Raw genomic sequence first — 17,769 nt, forward strand, 5'->3', positions numbered from 1 at the left:
CGTTGACACCTGGGGTCTGCGGCATCTGTCGGGGTCCAGCCAAGCCGCCATGGACGCGTTGCTACCCCTGCGACCAGCAACTGCGGGCAGCGAAGAACGGCGGGGCGGATGCGGTGGTGCCGATCTCATACGCGATCAAGGGGCAACAGCACGCGCACGCGCTGGCGGCGTACAAGGCGGCATATCCGTCGAGGGACAGGCAGACCGATCTCCTCGCTCTCCTCATGGTCTTCCTGGTGGACCACCACAGGTGCGTCAGCGGGGCCGCCCACGTCGATCAGTGGACGCACGTGACCGTGGTGCCCAGTACGAAAGGTCGCGAGGGCGAGCACCCGCTCAAGGCGCTGGTCGGTAACCGGCTTCGCTTCCTCTGGGCGGAACTCACCGCGAACTCCGAGATCGGCTCCGAGTCGCGCGCCTTCCACCCGGATAGATTCACTGCCCTTCAAGAAGAACTCGACGGCGCTGCCGTCCTGCTGCTCGACGACACCTGGACGACGGGCGCCCGGGTGCAGTCGGCCGCCTTCGCGTTGAAGCAGGCCGGAGCGTCCCGAGTCGGAGCGGTCGTTCTAGGACGGCATGTGAACCCGGGGTACCCGGACTGGAAGCCGATCCTTGACGCGATCAAGGATCGGCCCTACCAGCAGGAGGTCTGCGCCGTCCACCGCCTGGACGGCGGGTGATGGGAGGTGCGCATGCTGCCCGAACGTACCCCCGGCAATTTCGGAGATGGTACTCGGTGGTGCTCCGGCCTGGGATTCCCTTATTCACGGCCCGAACGCGGGGATCTCGGTGAGCCACGGCCGGCCGTTCGGCCGCCCTGGCTCGGGCCGGCCCGCGACGGTCAGCGGGTGGTCAGGGTTCCGGTGGCGTCCAGGACCAGTTCGGCGCGGCGGATTTCGCTGGTGCGGTCGCCGGTGGGTGTGAAGTAGTAGACGAAGGCCCGCCCGCCGTCGATCACGACGTCCGCGTGGTGGCCGCGGGGGTCGGCGGCGAGGATGGTGCCGGGCTGACGGGTCCAGGTCAGGGCGTCGGGGGAGTGGTAGACCGCGAGGCCCTGCCACACGTCGGTGATCATCCAGTAGCGGTCGCGCCAGTGGAAGACATTGGGGCCCTCGCCCGGCTGGTCGGCGATCGCCTGGCCATGGTCGGTCCAGGTGGACTGGAGCGTGGGCCTGCCAGAAGACGCTGAGCTCGACTTTGCAGGCCAGGCCGTTCTAGTCTGTGATGATCATCTGGACGAGATCCGGGGTGTGCCTGGTCACGTTCACGGTGTAGCCGTGGCGGCGGAATTCGTGCTCCAGCGCGGTGTGGACACAGCCGCCCCTCCGAAGACATCGACCTGTTCACCAACCGGCCCCATGCCGTGAAGTTGTACGGCGTGACCGCCACCCAGGACGAATGGTCCGAGATGAGCGTGAGTGCCAGTCGGGCGAGCCGTTCCTGGAAATCGTCCATCAGGCGGCGCTAACCTGCCGGAGTTCGTGAAGTGGCGCTCCTGCAGAGGCGCGGACCGCAGGCGTATGCCGTGGCCCACGGGGCCGCGGCTGCTGTGGCTGATCTTCGTCGTCGAGGTGGCGTTCGGCCTCGTGCAGCTCGCGCCGTGGTGGTGGAGTCGGCGCACCGATCCGTCAGGGGAGCTCGCCGGCGCGGCCGCCCGCCACTGACGGCGGAGGGTGCGATCTTGGCAGCTACTGTCGAGGCAGCCTAAGATCAACTTGCGGCACCTACGCATCGAACCTTATGCCGCGCGGAGGATACGACCTCCAGAAGTAAGACCACGTCATCGAAGAGGGAAAGATGATGAACCGCGCCAACGTTTTACGAGCCCTGACGGCGACCGCTGTGGCCGCGACCACGCTGTGTCTGGTCAGCTCGCCCGCTCAAGCGGCCGTCGATGATTGTCATGCCTCCCGCAGCGGGAGTAACAAGGCGGCGGCCTGGTGCTTCGCCGGATTCGGGAGATATCGCGTGGCGGCGAAGTGTGACTCGCCGACGTACCCCTACACGACCACGATTTACGGCAACTGGGTGTCGCGAAAGTCGGATACTCCGAGCCCGCCGTTCTCGAGGGTGTCGGGTGACGCCTACAACTGCCACATCGTCAAGGCGTGGACAGACGTTTAGAGGTGGCTCCATTCCATACGCGCCGAGGGACTGCGAATAAGGACACGCAGAGTGGGGGCGGATCTGGCCAGTCCCGCCACCCATCCTGTCGTCAGATGTCAGGGCGCCGTCTTCGCGGAACAGGCGCGGTTCCCCCGCGGGAGGTTCTGCGCCTTGCCGCGGGCTTTCCGCGTTGTCCGCTGGGCGGGCTACGGGGCTCCCACCGCCGGGTGTAGGTCTCGGCCGGTCCCGCGACAGCCCATGTTTCCAGTGTGCCCTAACGGTGGACGGGGGCGCAGCGCTTGTTGGTCGAGCCGTGTGGGTTCACCACCTGATTCACCGTGATCGCGGATACGCGAAGTGGCGTTCAGCGGGTGGTCAGGGTTCCGGTGTCGGCCAGGACCAGCTCGGCGCGGCGGATTTCGCTGGTGCGGTCGCCGGTGGGTGTGAAGTAGTAGACGAAGGCCCGCCCGCCGTCGATCACGACGTCCGCGTGGTGGCCGCGGGGGTCGGCGGCGAGGATGGTGCCGGGCTGACGGGTCCAGGTCAGGGCGTCGGGGGAGTGGTAGACCGCGAGGCCCTGCCACACGTCGGTGATCATCCAGTAGCGGTCACGCCAGTGGAAGACGTTGGGGCCCTCGCCCGGCTGGTCGGCGATCGCCCGGCCGTGGTCGGTCCAGGTGAACAGGTCGGGGCTGTCGGCGTAGTAGGTGTTCTTGCCGCTGGTCTCCTCGTTGTACCAGAGGCGCCAGGTGCCGTCGGGCAGGCGGAGCACGCAGGCGTCGATCACCCGGTCGGTGGCCAGCCTGAGCGGCCGGGGGTCGCCCCACGTCCGCAGGTCGGTGCTGGTCAGGTGGACGATGGCGCCGTCGTGTCCCCAGTCGGTGTGGATGCCGGGGATCACGGTGAGGAACATGTGCCCGAGCCCGTCGTGCACGACGACCTCGGGGGCCCAGAAGGTGAGGTCCTCGCCCGGGATGTCGATCACCGCGTCGCCGGCGTAGCTCCAGGTGACCCCGTCGGGCGACTCGGCCATCCCGATGGGCGTGCCGAACACCCACGAGTGGCCGGGCAGGCCGGGCACGTTGGCGCGGCGGCTGGTGTAGTACATCAGCCGGCGGTCGCCGTCGCGCACCACGGTGGGATCGGTGGGTCCGGCGAAGACGGGGTCCACATACCTCATGTGCTGTTCCGATCTGGGCGGCTGCGTTGCACGGCACAGCCTGGCATGCGCGGCTCCGGCCGCCGGCGCGGGGCCCCGCCGGTCCGCGGCCTCGGGATTCCGGCGGGCTTCGTCAGGGACGGAGGCCGAAATGCGGGAGGCAGGGCTCCAGCCCCGTGATCCGTACTGGCACCGGGCAGGCGAAGTCCGCGCGGTCGAGGCGCAGGCGCTGCTGCACGGCCCGCTCGCCGCGCCTGGCCTGCACCGACAGGCCGTCGGGCCGGTATCCGAGCTTGCGGGAGACGGCCAGCGAGGCCGGATTGTCGGTGAACGCGTCGGAGACGGCCGTCAACGCGTCCAGCCCGGCGAAGGCCAGGTGCAGCACGGCGGCCCGCATCTCGGTGCCGAGCCCCCGGCCCTGGTGCCTCAGGCCCAGCCACGAACCGCTGGACACCTCGCGCGTGACCGCGTAGTCGGTGGCGGACAGCTCCTGGACGCCGATCACCCGGCCCTCGTGCGCGACGGCGAAGTTGCAGCTCCACTGCTCGGGACGCCACCGCGACATGACGCCGAGCTGGTAGCGGACCACCTCGCCGCCGAGCTCGTCGGACGGCAGGTCGGTCCACGGCACGAAGAACGGCATCCGCTCGGGGTCGTGCACCCCTTCGAGGGCGCGGTCCGCGAGCTGGTCGAGGTCGTCGGGGCCGGGCAGGCGCAGTTCGAGGCGGGGCGTGGTCAGGCGGAGGTCGAAAAGGGGCCAGTGGCGCATACCGCGCCATCCTTCCGTGCCGGCCCGGCTGTCTCACCTGGTTTTCGGCCGGTGCCCGGCCCTCGTGACAGGCACCGGCCGGGGCTTCGCCTACGGGACGTCTCCCGCGCGGTCGACGATGCCGGTGGTCACCTGGGCCACCGAGAGGATCACCTCACCCACGGGGACCTTGCCGTAGGGAGGCGGCGGCGGCGATCCGCCGACGTAGACGCGGCGCCCGCCGAGCAGGACGTAGGTGTTCGGATCAATGATGACTTCCTGACGCATCCCCTCGTCGTCGACCGTGTAGATCCCTACGCCCTCTCTTCCGAGCAGGTCGTGCACCCTCTCCACACCGACGTCGTCCAGCTGCGAGAGGACGGTGTAGAGCGCGGCACGCAGGCGGGCGGCCGGAGCGCCCTCCTGGAGGATGACAAGGATCTGATGGCTCACCGCCCGCTCCGCGGGCAGAGAGGTCGCAGCTGCTGAGTCCTTCTTCAGGCGTTCCAGCAAGGCGGCAGGTTCCAGGGGGAGCGAGCGCAGGTAGGCGGGGTCGAACCGGATACGGGGATTCTCCCCGCCCTGGCGTCGCTTGATGGATGTGCTGCCCTGCTCCCGGAGCGCCCTCTCCTTGCCGTCCCCCCGAATCCACATCTCCTCGGTGTGGCGCGAAGGTGCCTGACCTTCCCCGGCCGACCTGCGCGTGACCTTGGGCGAGCGGTAGATGTCCCTTTTGACGTAGACCCACTGGTCGACTCGCGGATAGACGTCCGGCTGGTCCGCCGCCGCCGCCGTCGCGCGCCTGGCCAAGGTCTCCGCGTTCGCCACGCCCAGCCACGCCGGGGCGGTGGCGGTCACCTGCCCGTCGCCGTCCGTGCGGAAGGTCTGCCCGACCGTGACCCCGGTCGTGATCGTGACACCGCAGAGGCTGACGACGGCCACGCGCAGCACCGTACGGCGGGTCCTGCGGGCCCGCCGCTCCGGAGCCATGGCGGCCAGCAGCCGCCGCCGGGCGTCGTGGAGATCGCTCGCCTCACTCTGCCGCACCTGGGAACGCAGGTCGCGGACCATGTCCAGGTCGTTCATCGGACCTCCTCGATGACGTCGCTCGGGTTGCTGCCGCCCAGCGTGTGGACGATCTTGCGTCGGGCGCGGGACAGCCGGGACCGCACGGTGCCGATGGGCACGTCCAGCGCCTGGGCCGTCTCCTCATAGCTGAGGTCGCCCCAGGCGATCAGCAGCAGGACGTCGCGCTCCCCCCGGCCCAGCTTGGCGAGCGCGGCCGCGAGCCGTTCCCGTGTCGCCGAGGCGGAGACCCGGGCGACCACCCGCTCATCGAAGGCGACCGCCACGGCGTCCTCGCCGGTTCGTGCGAGCGCTCGGTATCCGCGTACCTCCGCCCTGCGGTGGGTGCCGATGATGTTCGTGGCGATGCCGAACAGCCACGGCAGGGCATCCGGGCGGTGGAAGGCGTACTTGTGCCGCTTCTCGAACGCCCGGGTGAACGTCTCGGCCACCACGTCCTCCGCCTGGTCCGGGCCGAGGCGCCGGACGACGTAGCGGTGCAGCATGGCGGCATGCCGGTCGAACAGTTCGGCGAAGCGTTCCGGCTCGCGCAGCGACGTTTCGATGACCGCCGAGTCGTGCATCGGTAACGGCGGGTCGGGAGTCGCCTCTGCTCCACGCGTGCGACCGCGGCCGTCAGGTGCCGCCCTGTGAAGCGTCGGGTCCGCCAGGGCCGACTCCTCGTGTGGAATGGATATCACGACCGTACTTATCCGGATGCCGGGGAAAGGTTCCATCCCGCGGTGCGGCAGACGGCCGTACGGGACGTGTCAGGCGGGGACGTAACCGTAGCCGTCGGGCCGGGACTCCAGGTAGCCGCCGGCGGGGAGGGCGAAGTGGGCGGGGACGACCCGGACGCGCGTGTCCGCGTAGCGGGCGAGGAGGGCGCGGCGGGTCTCGGTGGCCTGCCGCGCGTCGTGTTCGGAGACGATGTGCCAGCCGGGCCGGGCGAACTGGTGGGCGACGTGGAAGAGGTCGCCGGTGAAGACGGCCTCCTGGGAGCCGGACGTGACGTGCAGGCCGCTGTGGCCGGGGGTGTGGCCGGGCAGCGGTTCGATCCGGACCGTGTCGTCGATCGCGAAGCCGGGCCCGACGAGGCGGTGCCGGCCGGCGGCGACGATCGGCAGGACGCTGTCGGCGAACGAGTCGTGGCCGTGCGTGCCCGGCGGCACCGTGCTGAAGTGCTCGTACTCGGCGGCGACGAACAGGTACGTGGCGTTGGGGAAGGTGGGCACCCAGGCGCCGTCCACCAGGCGGGTGTTCCAGCCGACGTGGTCCTGGTGCAGGTGGGTGCAGAAGACGTAGTCCACCTCGGCCGGGTCGGTCCCGGTCGCCGCCAGGCGCTCCAGGTAGGGGGTGTCGAGGCGGTGCGCGTACGGGTCGAGCAGGCGTTCCTTGTGGTTGCCCCAGCAGGTGTCCAGCACGATCACGCTGGAGGGGGTGCGCAGGACGTGGCTGCGGAAGACGAGCAGCGGGTCGCCGCCGGCCGTGAAGAGGGCGGCCGGGTAGCGGTCGCGGAGCGTGCCGACCAGGTCGGCCTCGCCGTTGAGACCCTGGAAGGCCAGGGTGACGGGCACCGGCATGTCGGTCTCGACGATCTCGGTCACGCTGACCGCCCCGACCTGGAACGTGGCCATGCGGCTCCTCCTCCGGCTCCGGGGCTCACCGTAGATCGAAGGACGGCTCTCCAGCAAGCCCTTGCTTGGTAGGACGGCTCCCGCCCCGGACAGGTCGTGTCCGGGGCGGGAGCCGCGCGGGCCGCCGGGTCAGCGGGCCCCCGCCGACCGGCGGTCGTTCAGCCAGTGGGCGAGGCGGTCCAGCGAAAGGTTGATCACGATGAAGATCGCGGCGATGAGGATGGCCGCCGGGATCACGTTGGAGAAGTTGGCCGCTATGCCGTTCAGTCCACGGTCCACCAGCTCGTCGTACCCCACGATGAGCCCCAGCGCCGAGTCCTTCAGCAGCACGACGAACTGCGACACCACCGCCGGCAGCATGGCCCGCAGCGCCTGCGGCAGCAGCACCAGCCGCATGACCTGGCTCTTGCGCATCCCCACCGCGTACGCGGCCTCCGACTGCCCGCGTGGCAGGCTGAGCACCCCGGCCCGGATGATCTCGGCGATCACCGAGCCGTTGTAGACGGTCAGGCCGAACACCACGGCCGCGAAGGCCGAGACGTTCCCGCCGATGAGCACGTACGAGCCGAAGAACGCGAAGAAGATCAGCAACAGCAGCGGCACGGCACGGAAGAACTCGACCACGGCCCCCGCGGGCACCCGCACCCACCGGTGCTCCGACAGCCGGGCCGCGGCGAACACCAGCCCGAACAGCCCGGCCAGCACCACCCCGGCGACCGCCGCCAGCAGCGTCCCGGCCAGCCCGGGCAGGATGAACGTGGTCCAGACGTCGGCCCGCAGCAGCGGCGTCCACTTCTCGGCCGCCCACTGGCCCTTGTCGTCGAAGCGCACGTAGACCACGTACGCCACGCCCAGCAGGGCGAGGGCGATGACCGCCCCCAGCACCCGGTTGCGGCGGACGCCGCGCGGCCCGGGCACCTCGTACAGGTTCGCGTAGCTCATCGCGCCACCGCCAGGCGGCGCGACAGCCAGCCGAACAGCAGCCCGGTCGGCAGGCACAGCACCACGAACCCGAGCGCGAACCCGAAGAAGATCTGCAGCACCTGGTCCCCGTAGGTCTCGATCATCTCCCGCATCCGCACCGAAGCCTCGCTCACGCCCACCACCAGCGCGATCGTGGTGTTCTTGGTCAGCGCGATGAGGATGCTGCCCAGCGGCGCGATCACCGCCCGGAACGCCTGCGGCAGCGTGATCAGCGCCAGCGTCTTGACGAACCCCAGCCCGAGCGACCGGGCGGCCTCGGCCTGGCCGACCGGCACCGTGTTGATGCCCGAGCGCAGCGCCTCGCAGACGAACGCCGAGGTGTAGGCCGTCAGCCCGATCGTGGCGAGCCAGAAGTTGTTGGTGGCGATGTCGGCCGACAGCTCGACGCCGAGGTTCGCCCCCACGCCGAGGCCGGTGAACAGCAGCACCAGCGTCAGCGGGGTGTTCCTGGCCACGGTCACGTACGTGCCGGCGGCGCCGCGCAGGGTCGCGAGCGGCGCCACCCGCATGGCGGTCAGCGCCGTCCCCAGCACCAGCGAGCCGATCGCACTGACGGCGGCCAGCTTGACCGTCATCCAGAAGGCGAGAGTGATCGTCGGCCACTCGGTCAGCAGCGCGTCCACGGTCAGTACCGCTCCAGCTGCGGGGCCTGCGGCACGGCGAAGCCGGCGGCGCCGACGCTGCCCTCCAGCGCCTTCTTCCAGCTCCCGTCGGCGAACATCTTCTCCAGCGCGTCGTTCACCGCGTCCCGGCCCTGCTTGTCGTCCTTCTTCAGGCCGATGCCGTACTTCTCCGTGCTGAACGTCCTGCCGACGACCTTGAGCTTGCCGGCGTGCTGGGCGGCGTACCCGGCGAGGATCACGTTGTCGGTGGTGATGGCGTCGAGCTGGCCGCCGAGGACCCGGTCGACGCAGGCCGAGTAGGTGCGCTCCTCCTGGAGCTGCACCTCCTTGGCGTAGCTCTCCTTGACCTTCTGCGCCGGCGTCGAACCCGCCACCGAGCAGAGCTTCTTGCCGTTGAGCGCCTCCGGCCCGGTGAGGCTCGCCTCGTCCGCGCGCACCAGCAGGTCCTGCCCGGCCACGAAGTACGGCCCGGCGAACGACACCTTCTCCTTGCGGGCGTCGTTGATGGAGTACGTCGCCACCACCATGTCGACCTGGCCCTGCTGCAGGAACGCCTCACGGTTGGCCGACACGGTCTCCTTGAAGGTGACGTCCTCGGCCTTGACCCCCAGTTCCCTGGCCACGTACCTGGCCACCTCGATGTCGAAGCCGCTGAAGCTCCCGTCGGGGGTCCGCAGCCCGAGTCCGGGCTGGTCGGCCTTGACGCCGACGACGAGCTTCTTGGCGTTCTTCGCCTTGTCCACGATGGAGGCGTACGTCTCCTCGCCGCTTCCACAGGCGGTGAGAGCGAGCGCGAGCAGGGCGACCACGGCGTAGCGGGATGTACCGAACATGATTGCTGTCCTTAGTGCGTGAGGATCTTGGCGAGGAAGGACCGGGCGCGCTCGGTGGCCGGCGTCCCGAAGAAGTCGTCCGGGCCGTTCTGCTCGACGATCTCGCCGTCGGCCATGAACACGACCCGGTCGGCGGCCCGGCGGGCGAAGCCCATCTCGTGCGTGACGACGATCATGGTCATGCCGTCGCGGGCCAGTGACGTCATCACGTCGAGCACCTCGTTGACCATCTCGGGGTCGAGGGCGGAGGTGGGCTCGTCGAACAGCATCACCTTCGGGTCCATGGCCAGGGCCCGGGCGATGGCGACCCGCTGCTGCTGCCCGCCCGAGAGCTGGGCGGGGAACTTGGCGGCCTGCGCGCCGATGCCGACCCGGTCGAGCAGCTCGCGGGCGCGGCGCTCGGCGGCGTCCCTGCGCTTGTTCAGCACGTGGACCTGGCCGAGGACGACGTTGTCCAGGACCGTCCGGTGGGAGAACAGGTTGAACGACTGGAACACCATGCCGACCTCGGCGCGCAGCCGGGCCAGGGCCCGCCCCTCGGCGGGCAGCGGCACGCCGTCCACCGTGATCGTGCCGGAGTCGATGGTCTCCAGCCGGTTGATCGCACGGCACAGGGTGGACTTGCCGGCGCCGGACGGGCCGATGACGACCACGACCTCGCCCCGCCGGACGCTCAGGTTGACGTTCCTGAGCACGTGGTGATCGCCGAAGCGCTTGTTGACCTGGTCGAGGACGACCAGCTCCTGGTCGGGCACGGTTCGCGCTCCTTCCGTCCGTCCGCGCAGGCGGCTGGGTTGCGGTGGTTGGCGTAACCGTAGGAGCCGGGTGTTTCCGGAGAGGGGTTGTGCGCGTTCTGCTCAGGGATCAGCGCGCGGATCCGGCCGGGGCGGGCGTCGGCCGCCCTCGATCGGGCGTGGCGCCCGCGGTGCCGATCGTGTCGCGGAAGGCGCGGTCCCACCGGCCGTCGCGCAGGTAGCGGGCGATGAGCCCGTTGAGGTGGTCGCGGAAGACCACGTCGTCCTTCGGCACGCCGATCCCGTACGGCTCGCGCCCGAACGGCCTGCCGACCAGCTTCAGCCCTTCGGGATTGCGGTGGAGCAGCCCGAGCAGGATGGTGTCGTCGGTGCTGATGGCGTCGATCCGGCCGGCGACGAGGGCGGGCACGCACTCGCTGTAGGTGTCCGCGACGACCAGCTCGGCGCCGGGCGCGAGGGCGCGCAGCCGGTCGGCCGAGGTGGACCCGACGGCGGTGCACACCGTCCGCCCGTCGAGGTCGCCGGTGTCGTCGATGCCGGTCTCGTCCGCCCTGACCAGCAGGTCCTGCGCCGCCACGTAGTAGGGGTCGGTGAAGCTCACCACCGCCTGCCGGGCCGGCGTGATCGAGTACGTGGCGACGATGATGTCGACCACACCCTGCCGGAGGAAGTCCTCCCGGTGGGACGGCATGGTCTCCACGAAGCGGATGTTGCGCTCGCTGCCCGTCAGGTCCCTGGCCACCAGCCGGGCGATCTCCGCGTCGAACCCGGTGATCCGCCCGGACGCCGGGTCCTTGTACCCCAGCAGCGGGTAGTCGAACTTGATCCCCACGGTGAGCACCCCGCGCTCCCGGATGCGCGCCATGGTGGAGCCCTCGGGGAACGCCGCCGCGTCCGTCCCGCCGCACGCGGTCAGCGCCACGCAGGCCAGGACGGCCAGCAGCGCCCGGACCGGCCTCACCGTACCCAGTACCGGTGTTGCGGCCGGCCTGTCGGGCCGTATCTCAGCCGCGCCTCCACCTGCCCGCGCTCGGCCAGGTGCTCCAGGTAGCGGCGGGCGGTCGCCCGGCTGATGCCGACGGTCTCGGCCAGCTCGTACGCCGACAGGTCGTCCTCGGCGGCCGCCAGCGCGTCGAGGACGGCCCGCTCGGTGGCGGCGGCGATGCTCTTGGCGCGTGGCGCCGCGTCGAGGTGCAGCGAGCGGAAGACGCGGTCGATCTCCTGTTGCTCCACGAACCGCCCGTCCGGGCCGAACTGCTCGACGGTGGCGGCGTAGCGCTGCAGCGTCTGTTCCAGGACGGCCGCCCTGGTCGGCTTGACCAGGTAGTAGAGGGCGCCGCGCTGCATGGCGGCGCGGACCGCCGCCGACTCCCTGCGACCGGAGATCACGATGACGTCCGCCGGCGGCTGGTCGGGCCGGCGCAGCCGGTGCGCCACCTCCAGCCCCGGCAGGTCGGGCAGGTGCAGGTCGAGCAGCACCAGCCGGGGCGCGAACCGCTGCGCCGCCGCGAGGGCCACCTGCCCGGTGTGGGCGATCCCGACCACCTTGAAGCCGGGCACCCGGTTCACCTGGGCGTGCAGCGCGGTGGTGACGACCGGGTCGTCGTCCACGATGAGAACGGTGTGCTCCGCCGCCCCGGGCATGGCCACGCTCCTCGTCAGGTTCGGCCGACGCGCGCATCTTAGGCGCGCTTTGTTACAGCAAATCGCATTCTGCTCGTTTTGCTCAGTGCGGTGCTCCACCGGCGGCCAAACCCTCCTACTGTGTACCCGCACGCAGGCCGACGAGGCCGCAGGGGGGAGGTGCGCGCCGGTGCGAGGCGACCGCGGATGGCTGCTGGCCGTGACCGCCCTGTGGATCCTGCTCGGCCTGCTCCCGCTGGCGCTGCTCACCTCGTCCAGCATCGAGCTGTCGCAGGGCGCGGTGCACGACGAGGTGGGCGACCGGGTCAGGACTACCGCCTCGGTCAGCCGCGTCGTGGTCGAGCAGCAGATGAGCTCGCTCAAGCAGCTCGTCAGCGCCTACGCCCAGCGTCCCGACGTGCTCCAGGCGGTCACCTCGGGGAAGCCCGCGCCCGCCGCGACGATGGAACGCTTCCACGGCGAGCTGGCCCGCATGCGCGGCGGCGTCAGCGGCGTGATCGTCATCGGGCCGCGCGGCGACATGGTCGGCGCCCGGCCGCAGAGCGTGCTGCCGCAGGACGTGCGCAACACCGACTGGTACCTCACGGTGCACAACCAGCGCCGGCCCTACATCTCCCAGGCCTACACCCCGCCGATGCCCGGCGTGTCCCGGGCCATCGCCGCCGCTGCGCCCGTCTCCAGCGCCGACGGCAAGAGCCTGCTCGGCGTCGTCGCCGTCGTCTACAGCCTCGACGCCATCCAGGACCTCGCCTCGCAGGCCGCCGAGGCGCAGGGGATCAGGCTGCTCATCACCGACCAGTCGGGCGTGCTGGTGGCCGACCCCGGCAGGAAGCTGTACGCGCTCACCTCGCTGCGCGAGGACCCGCGGGTGGACGCCGCGCTGGCCGGCCGTACCTGGTTCACCACCCACCAGGGCGCCGACGGCACCGTGCTGTCGGCCTCGGAGCCGATCCCCGACATCGGCTGGACGGTCACCGCCGAGGTGCCCGCCGCCACCGCGCTGGCCTCCGCCGACCAGCTCCGGGTGCGGGTGCTCGCCATCGCCGCCGTCCTCGCCCTGCTCATCCTCATCGGGCTCGGGGTGCAGCTGCACACCACGCGCGGGCGCCGCCGGGCCCAGCAGGAGCTCGCCGGGTACGCCGCCGCGCTCGCCTCCGCCCGGGACGAGGCGGTCAAGGCGTCGGAGGCCAAGACCGAGTTCCTCGCCAAGATCAGCCACGAGATCCGCACCCCGATCAACGGCGTGCTGGGCATGAACACCCTGCTCCTGGACACGCCGCTGGACGACGAGCAGCGCCACTACGCCGGCACGGCCCGGGAGTCGGCGCAGAGCCTGCTGCGCCTGCTCGACGACTTCCTCGACCTGTCGAAGATCGAGGCCGGTCACCTGGAGGTCGAGGCGGTCCCGTTCGACCTGCCGCGGCTGTGCGACGAGGTCGTGGCGCCGTTCGCCCCGCACGCCTACCGGCAGGGCCTGTGGCTCACGCTCCGCCTCGGCGACAGCGTCCCGCAGCGGGTCGTCGGAGATCCGGTACGCCTCGGGCAGGTGCTCACCAACGTGGTGGGCAACGCCCTGAAGTTCACCGACCAGGGCGGCGTCGGGCTGGAGGTCGAGCTGGAGGACGGGGTCGCCGGCGACGAGCGGGTGACCCTGCGTTTCACGGTCACCGACACCGGCGTCGGGGTCGCGCCGGAGGACCGCGAACGGGTCTTCGCCATCTTCCGGCAGGTGGACTCGCCGATCACCCGCAGGACCGGCGGCAGCGGGCTCGGGCTGGCCATCAGCAGGCAGCTCACCGAGCTCATGGGCGGCCGGATCGGGCTCGACAGCGTCGAGGGGGTGGGCAGCAGGTTCTGGGTGCGGCTGCCGGTGGACGTGGTCACCTGGTCGCCCCCCGCCTCACCGGCGCTGCGCGGCCGCCGCGCCCTCGTGACCGACACCGGCGAGGACGCCGGGACGTCCTCCCACGGGCCGTGGGGCGGCGGGCGTGCGGACGCCGGGACGTCCTCCCACGGGCCGTGGGGCGACGAGCGTGCGGACGCCGGGCTGGCCGCGCGGATCCTCCGGGACGCCGGGCTGGACGTCGAGGTGGCGGCGGACGCGCGGTCGGCGCTGGAGGCATTGCGGGCCGCCGCCGCGGAGGGGCGGCCCTTCGACCTGGCCGTGGCCGACCTCGAGGTGGGCGCGGCGATCCTGGCCGACCCGCCGCCGTGCGACACCAGCGTGGTCGTCCTCGTCACGCCCGGCCGGCCGGGCGTCGCCTGGCCGATCGCCTCGGCCGACCGGGTGGTGCAGCCGATCACCCGGCCGCTGAGCCGCCGCCGCCTGCTCGCCGCCGTGGAGAACGCCCTCGGCGCCGCACCTCCCGCCGGCACGCCGCCTCCGCCGCGAGCCCGCCCCACCGCGCCATCACCCGGCATCCCCGCGTGCGGCGCGGACCTGCCTGACCGGCACACCCCGGACCTGTCTGACCTGCACGCCCCGGACCTGCACCTCGGCGCTGCGGTCGTGGAGTCCCCGGTCCGGGCGAGGATCCTGCTGGCCGAGGACGACGAGGTGAGCCGGGACGTCGCCACGATCGTCCTGCGCAAGGCAGGTCACCACGTCGAGACCGTGGACGACGGCAGGCAGGCGGTGACCGCCGCGCTGTCCGGCGCGTACGACCTGGTCTTCATGGACTGCCAGCTCCCGGTCCTCGACGGGCTGGCGGCGACCGAGGAGATCAGGCTCCACGAGGCGCGGCGCGTGCCGATCATCGCCATGACCGCGGCCGCCCTGCCGGCCGACCGGGTGCGCTGCCTGGACGCGGGCATGGACGACCATCTCACCAAGCCGGTGAACTGGCAGCACGTCCTCGCCCGGGTGCCCGACTGGATCGCGGCGCCCGGCCTGCCGCCGGAGCTGGAGGGCCTGTCACCGGAGGACGTCAGGGCGATCGCCGCCGCGTTCCGCGCGACGGCGGGCCGGACGCTGGACGAGCTGCGGCGGGCCGTGGAGGAGGGCGAGCTGGACCGGGCGGCGGGGCTCGCGCACCGGCTCGCGGGAAGCTGCTCCACCGTCGGGGCCACGGGCGCGGCCGCCCTGTGCCGCCGCGTCGAGGACCTGGCCCGCCTGGGTGGCCAGGACGGGGATCTCCTCGCCCGGCTCGACCAGGAGTTCCGCGGCCTGCCGGGGTGGATGAACGTAAGTTAACGCGCCATGACCCATGGTTACACCGGCGTAATTTGTCATCGTTAGTGTCTTGCCGTCCTCGATCATGCGCTTTGTTACTTCGAAGAGGGGAGAGCCTGATGGGTGAGCCCGGGACGCCGGCCCCGACGAGCACACCGGGCCCCACGCCGTCGGACGGCCCCACCCCCACGTCGGGCCCCACGCCGTCGGACGGCCCCACCCTGCCCCCTTCGGGCACCCCCACCCCGACCCCCACCTCTCCGGGTACCCCGACGAGCCCGGGAACCCCGACCCCGAGCCCCACCCCGCCGACCCCCGGCCCCACCCCGCCGGGCACCCCCGGCCCCACCCCGCCGGGCTCGCCGAGCCCCTCGCCTTCGGGTCCGCTCCCGACCACCCCGCCGCAGACCCCGGCACCCTCGGACCCGCCGGACCCGCCCGGCATGCCGAGCCCCTCACCCTCCGGCCCGGCCGCCCCCGCACCGGACGCCCCCGTCCCCAGCGTCCCGGGGCCGGGTCCGGGCGGGTCCGGGCAGGTGGCCATCGACTGGACGGCCGTCAGGGAGCTGGCGCGGCTGTTCGACAGGGCGGGCGACGACGTCGTCCGGGCGCACCGCCTCGCGGGCCCCCTGGGCGGCACGTCGTCCCTCGTGGGCGACGACGAGGACGGCCGCGCGTTCGCCGCGTGGTACGTCCGCGGCTACGACGAGCTGACCGCGTCCCTGACACGGGTCGCCGACGCGAGCTTCACCGCCGCGACCACGGCCCGGGACTTCGAGACGCTCTGGGATCTCCTCGAACAGAAGATCATCGCGTCCCTGCCGGCGATCCCCGACGTCCCCGAGCCGCCGATCCCCCCGGCGCCACCGCATCAGATAGGAGCGTGATGCTCGATCCCTTCCAGGCACTCGCCTGGTTCGCGGGCGTGCACGTGCCCGAGGCCGACGTGTCCAACCTGCGCGCCCGCGCCCGGGACCTGCGCGCGCTCGCCGGCGACATCGACGAGATCGCCCGCGGCGTCCGGGAGGCGATCGAGGCGGCGCTGCGGAAGAACGACAGCCGCAACGTGGAGCGCTTCGCCGCCCTGTGGGCGGCCGAGCTCGGCCCCCGCTACGCCAACATGCGCGCCGCGCTGACCGAGCTGGCCGAGGGCTGCGAGGAGTACGCGGACATCGTCGACGAGCACCGCGAGCAGCTCAAGATCATCGGAACGCAGCTCGCCGCGATGGCGTTCACCCTGCTGTTCGGCTACCTCTACCCGGCGGCCAGGGTCGCCGCCGAGGCGGTGTTCAAGTGGCTGGTGGCCCGGGCCAGGCTGGAAAAGACGATCTTCCAGAAGGTGACGCAGGCGGTTCTCACCCGGCGGATCGGCAGGTTCGACGTCGGCACGTACGTGGTGCGCGAGGGGCTCGACGCGCTGGCGGACTCGGTCGTGTGGGCCGTCGGGAAGACGGCGGTGCACGCAGCCAGCTCGGCCGCCTCGGGCCAGGACATGGGCAACCTCTGGGCGTACGCGGGCAAGCACTTCGTCGCCGAGATGGCCTACAACGGCGGCATCAAGGGCCTGCGGGACGTGCGCAAGGTCATGCCGGCCACGAGGTTCACCGAGACCATGCTCGGCACCGGCCCGATGGGCACCTTCTTCCGCCGCACCACGTCCGCCTCCGTCCTGTACGCGCTGGTCGCAAGCGGGGAGATGAGCGACGAGGGCACCCTGCGCTCCGCCCTCGCCCACGGCCCCCGCGCGTTCCTGCTGCGCCGCTAGGCCGGCGCCCGGACGGCGCGAGGGCGGCGGGGACGCATGGAACACGCACGGGCGGGAACGCGCCGGGCACACGGGCGGCGCGGACCTCTCGCACACAGGACGACACGGAAGCGCCGGACACACGGCGGCGTGGACCCCCGGGACACGACGGCGGGACGGCGGGACGGCCACATCGGCGGCCACATCGGCGGGGACGCCGGACACACGGAAGGGAGCAGTCATGACCACACCGCGCAGCGGCGACCCGGAGATCGACCGCATGCTCGCCCAGCTCGCCGAGCAGACGGAGCTGTTGGAGGAGGTCGGCCGCAGTCTTGAGGCGGCGCGGGGGCACGGTGCGGCGGCGGACGGTCTGGTGGAGGTGGAGGTGCTGGCCAGCGGCGGGCTCGCCGCCCTGCGCATCGCCCCGCGCGCCATGCGGCTCGGCTCCGAGGAACTGGCCGAGGCGATCATGGAGGCGGCCCGGCGGGCCGAGGAGGACGTCACCGGCCAGACGTTCGCCGCCACCCGGCGGCTTCTCTCCGAACCGGAGGGCCGCTGACCCGCCGATCTCCACGCGTCGGGCGCAACCCGCGGCCGACACGAGGAAACCGCCGGGAAGGCCGGTTTCGCGTCACGCGCGGGACCATGCGAAGCTGTGGATGTCCCCAACCCCAGGAGGTCCTCATGGCCGAAACACCGGAGCCGGAAGTCAGCGAAACTCCCGAGGACGAGATGAAGCGCAAGTTCCGCGAGGCGCTGGAGCGCAAGCGCGGCCAGCAGGCCGGCGCGGGCGCGGGTGGCAGGGGCGCCGACGCGTCGAAGATCCACGGGGCGCACGGTCCCGCCGCGAGCAAGCGCTCCTTCCGGCGCAAGAGCGGTGGATGAGGCAGCACCACACCCAGGGGCACGGCATGCCGTGCCCCTTTTTTCTTTGCCGTCATAGGTAGATCTTCGCCCGATTCATGGGGTTTCCTTTGCCCTTGTCCGATTTGCGCGCTAGAGTCGAGCGCGTTACCGGCCAGCGACCTAGCCCTTCACCAGGAAGAGGCGGCTGACCGGCGCCGAATCCCGCGCCAGCGGGAACCGGGGACCCATCTCCTGGGGTGAATCCGACCAGCCGTGTCGGTAGGGCATCTCCACGCCCGAACCCGTCAGCTAACCCGGTAGGCGAGATGGAGAGGACACCTTCCCTGATGCACTACCGCGTATCCCCCCACTGCGTAGCGTCATCCGCCGCCTGCTGAGCGGCCCCCACCACAGACCTTTTCCGCGCTCCCGCGCGTAGCGACCGTT

General features: G+C 71.6%; 19 protein-coding genes and 1 riboswitch. Of the genes, 7 read left to right on the top strand and 12 right to left on the bottom strand.

The annotated features are described in order from the left end of the window. The first annotated feature begins 116 nt into the window (after nucleotides 1–116). Entirely contained in the window at nucleotides 117–683 is a 567-nt protein-coding gene (locus tag CXR44_RS17090; RefSeq protein WP_101787061.1) for a phosphoribosyltransferase, read from the top strand. 161 nt (nucleotides 684–844) lie between these two features. Here CXR44_RS17090 and CXR44_RS17095 read toward each other — a convergent pair whose 3' ends face one another. After that, on the bottom strand, nucleotides 845–1,078 hold the full coding sequence (locus CXR44_RS17095) for a glycoside hydrolase family protein (RefSeq protein WP_101787062.1): 234 nt from the start codon (nucleotides 1,076–1,078) through the stop codon (nucleotides 845–847). A 445-nt stretch (nucleotides 1,079–1,523) separates the two neighbouring features. On the opposite strand from CXR44_RS17095, the gene CXR44_RS39475 reads away from it, so the two are divergent. After that, entirely contained in the window at nucleotides 1,524–1,667 is a 144-nt protein-coding gene (locus CXR44_RS39475) for a hypothetical protein (protein ID WP_180903542.1), read from the top strand. Nucleotides 1,668–2,473: 806 nt separating this feature from the next. On the opposite strand, the gene CXR44_RS17100 is transcribed toward CXR44_RS39475, so the two are convergent. The 11 genes from CXR44_RS17100 to CXR44_RS17150 form a co-directional block, all read right to left on the bottom strand. After that, a complete protein-coding gene (locus CXR44_RS17100) occupies nucleotides 2,474–3,289 on the bottom strand; it encodes a family 43 glycosylhydrolase (protein WP_101787063.1) in 816 nt (271 codons plus the stop codon). A gap of 112 nt (nucleotides 3,290–3,401) precedes the next feature. Continuing rightward, a complete protein-coding gene (locus tag CXR44_RS17105; RefSeq protein ID WP_101787064.1) occupies nucleotides 3,402–4,037 on the bottom strand; it encodes a GNAT family N-acetyltransferase in 636 nt (211 codons plus the stop codon). A 90-nt stretch (nucleotides 4,038–4,127) separates the two neighbouring features. After that, a complete protein-coding gene (locus CXR44_RS17110; protein WP_101787065.1) occupies nucleotides 4,128–5,102 on the bottom strand; it encodes a CU044_5270 family protein in 975 nt (324 codons plus the stop codon). Continuing rightward, nucleotides 5,099–5,665: an RNA polymerase sigma factor gene (locus tag CXR44_RS17115; protein WP_101787066.1), complete on the bottom strand. Its 567-nt coding sequence runs from the start codon at nucleotides 5,663–5,665 to the stop codon at nucleotides 5,099–5,101. Before CXR44_RS17115 ends, CXR44_RS17110 begins: the two co-directional genes overlap by 4 nt. A gap of 186 nt (nucleotides 5,666–5,851) precedes the next feature. After that, entirely contained in the window at nucleotides 5,852–6,718 is an 867-nt protein-coding gene (locus CXR44_RS17120) for an MBL fold metallo-hydrolase (protein ID WP_101787067.1), read from the bottom strand. Nucleotides 6,719–6,847: 129 nt separating this feature from the next. Then, entirely contained in the window at nucleotides 6,848–7,660 is an 813-nt protein-coding gene (locus CXR44_RS17125; RefSeq protein WP_101787068.1) for an amino acid ABC transporter permease, read from the bottom strand. Continuing rightward, a complete protein-coding gene (locus CXR44_RS17130) occupies nucleotides 7,657–8,325 on the bottom strand; it encodes an amino acid ABC transporter permease (RefSeq protein WP_101787069.1) in 669 nt (222 codons plus the stop codon). The genes CXR44_RS17125 and CXR44_RS17130 overlap by 4 nt, the downstream gene beginning before the upstream one ends. Before the next feature lie 2 nt (nucleotides 8,326–8,327). After that, nucleotides 8,328–9,158 carry a glutamate ABC transporter substrate-binding protein gene (locus CXR44_RS17135; protein WP_101787070.1) on the bottom strand — a complete coding sequence of 277 codons (831 nt, stop codon included), beginning with the start codon at nucleotides 9,156–9,158 and terminating at the stop codon, nucleotides 8,328–8,330. A gap of 11 nt (nucleotides 9,159–9,169) precedes the next feature. After that, nucleotides 9,170–9,913: an amino acid ABC transporter ATP-binding protein gene (locus CXR44_RS17140; RefSeq protein WP_101787071.1), complete on the bottom strand. Its 744-nt coding sequence runs from the start codon at nucleotides 9,911–9,913 to the stop codon at nucleotides 9,170–9,172. Between the two features lie 109 nt (nucleotides 9,914–10,022). Beyond that, a complete protein-coding gene (locus tag CXR44_RS17145; protein ID WP_245899227.1) occupies nucleotides 10,023–10,874 on the bottom strand; it encodes a glutamate ABC transporter substrate-binding protein in 852 nt (283 codons plus the stop codon). Then, a complete protein-coding gene (locus CXR44_RS17150; protein WP_101787072.1) occupies nucleotides 10,871–11,557 on the bottom strand; it encodes a response regulator in 687 nt (228 codons plus the stop codon). The genes CXR44_RS17145 and CXR44_RS17150 overlap by 4 nt, the downstream gene beginning before the upstream one ends. Before the next feature lie 169 nt (nucleotides 11,558–11,726). Here CXR44_RS17150 and CXR44_RS17155 point away from each other — a divergent pair, with 169 nt between their 5' ends. The 5 genes from CXR44_RS17155 (at nucleotide 11,727) to CXR44_RS17180 (ending at nucleotide 17,361) form a co-directional block, all read left to right on the top strand. Beyond that, on the top strand, nucleotides 11,727–14,750 hold the full coding sequence (locus CXR44_RS17155) for a hybrid sensor histidine kinase/response regulator (RefSeq protein WP_245899228.1): 3,024 nt from the start codon (nucleotides 11,727–11,729) through the stop codon (nucleotides 14,748–14,750). 422 nt (nucleotides 14,751–15,172) lie between these two features. Then, nucleotides 15,173–15,616 (top strand): hypothetical protein, encoded by a 444-nt coding sequence (locus CXR44_RS17165; protein ID WP_144069988.1) that lies wholly within the window; start codon nucleotides 15,173–15,175, stop codon nucleotides 15,614–15,616. After that, on the top strand, nucleotides 15,613–16,494 hold the full coding sequence (locus CXR44_RS17170; protein WP_219601851.1) for a hypothetical protein: 882 nt from the start codon (nucleotides 15,613–15,615) through the stop codon (nucleotides 16,492–16,494). Before CXR44_RS17165 ends, CXR44_RS17170 begins: the two co-directional genes overlap by 4 nt. Before the next feature lie 220 nt (nucleotides 16,495–16,714). After that, a complete protein-coding gene (locus CXR44_RS17175; protein WP_101787076.1) occupies nucleotides 16,715–17,035 on the top strand; it encodes a YbaB/EbfC family nucleoid-associated protein in 321 nt (106 codons plus the stop codon). 125 nt (nucleotides 17,036–17,160) lie between these two features. After that, complete coding sequence (locus tag CXR44_RS17180; protein ID WP_101787077.1) at nucleotides 17,161–17,361, top strand: DUF5302 domain-containing protein; 201 nt, start codon at nucleotides 17,161–17,163, stop codon at nucleotides 17,359–17,361. Nucleotides 17,362–17,525: 164 nt separating this feature from the next. Continuing rightward, a riboswitch (cyclic di-AMP (ydaO/yuaA leader) is annotated at nucleotides 17,526–17,661 on the top strand. The last annotated feature ends 108 nt before the right edge of the window (nucleotides 17,662–17,769 follow it).

Origin of the sequence: Nonomuraea indica (assembly GCF_002850745.1) — a bacterium.
GTDB lineage: Bacteria > Actinomycetota > Actinomycetes > Streptosporangiales > Streptosporangiaceae > Nonomuraea > Nonomuraea indica.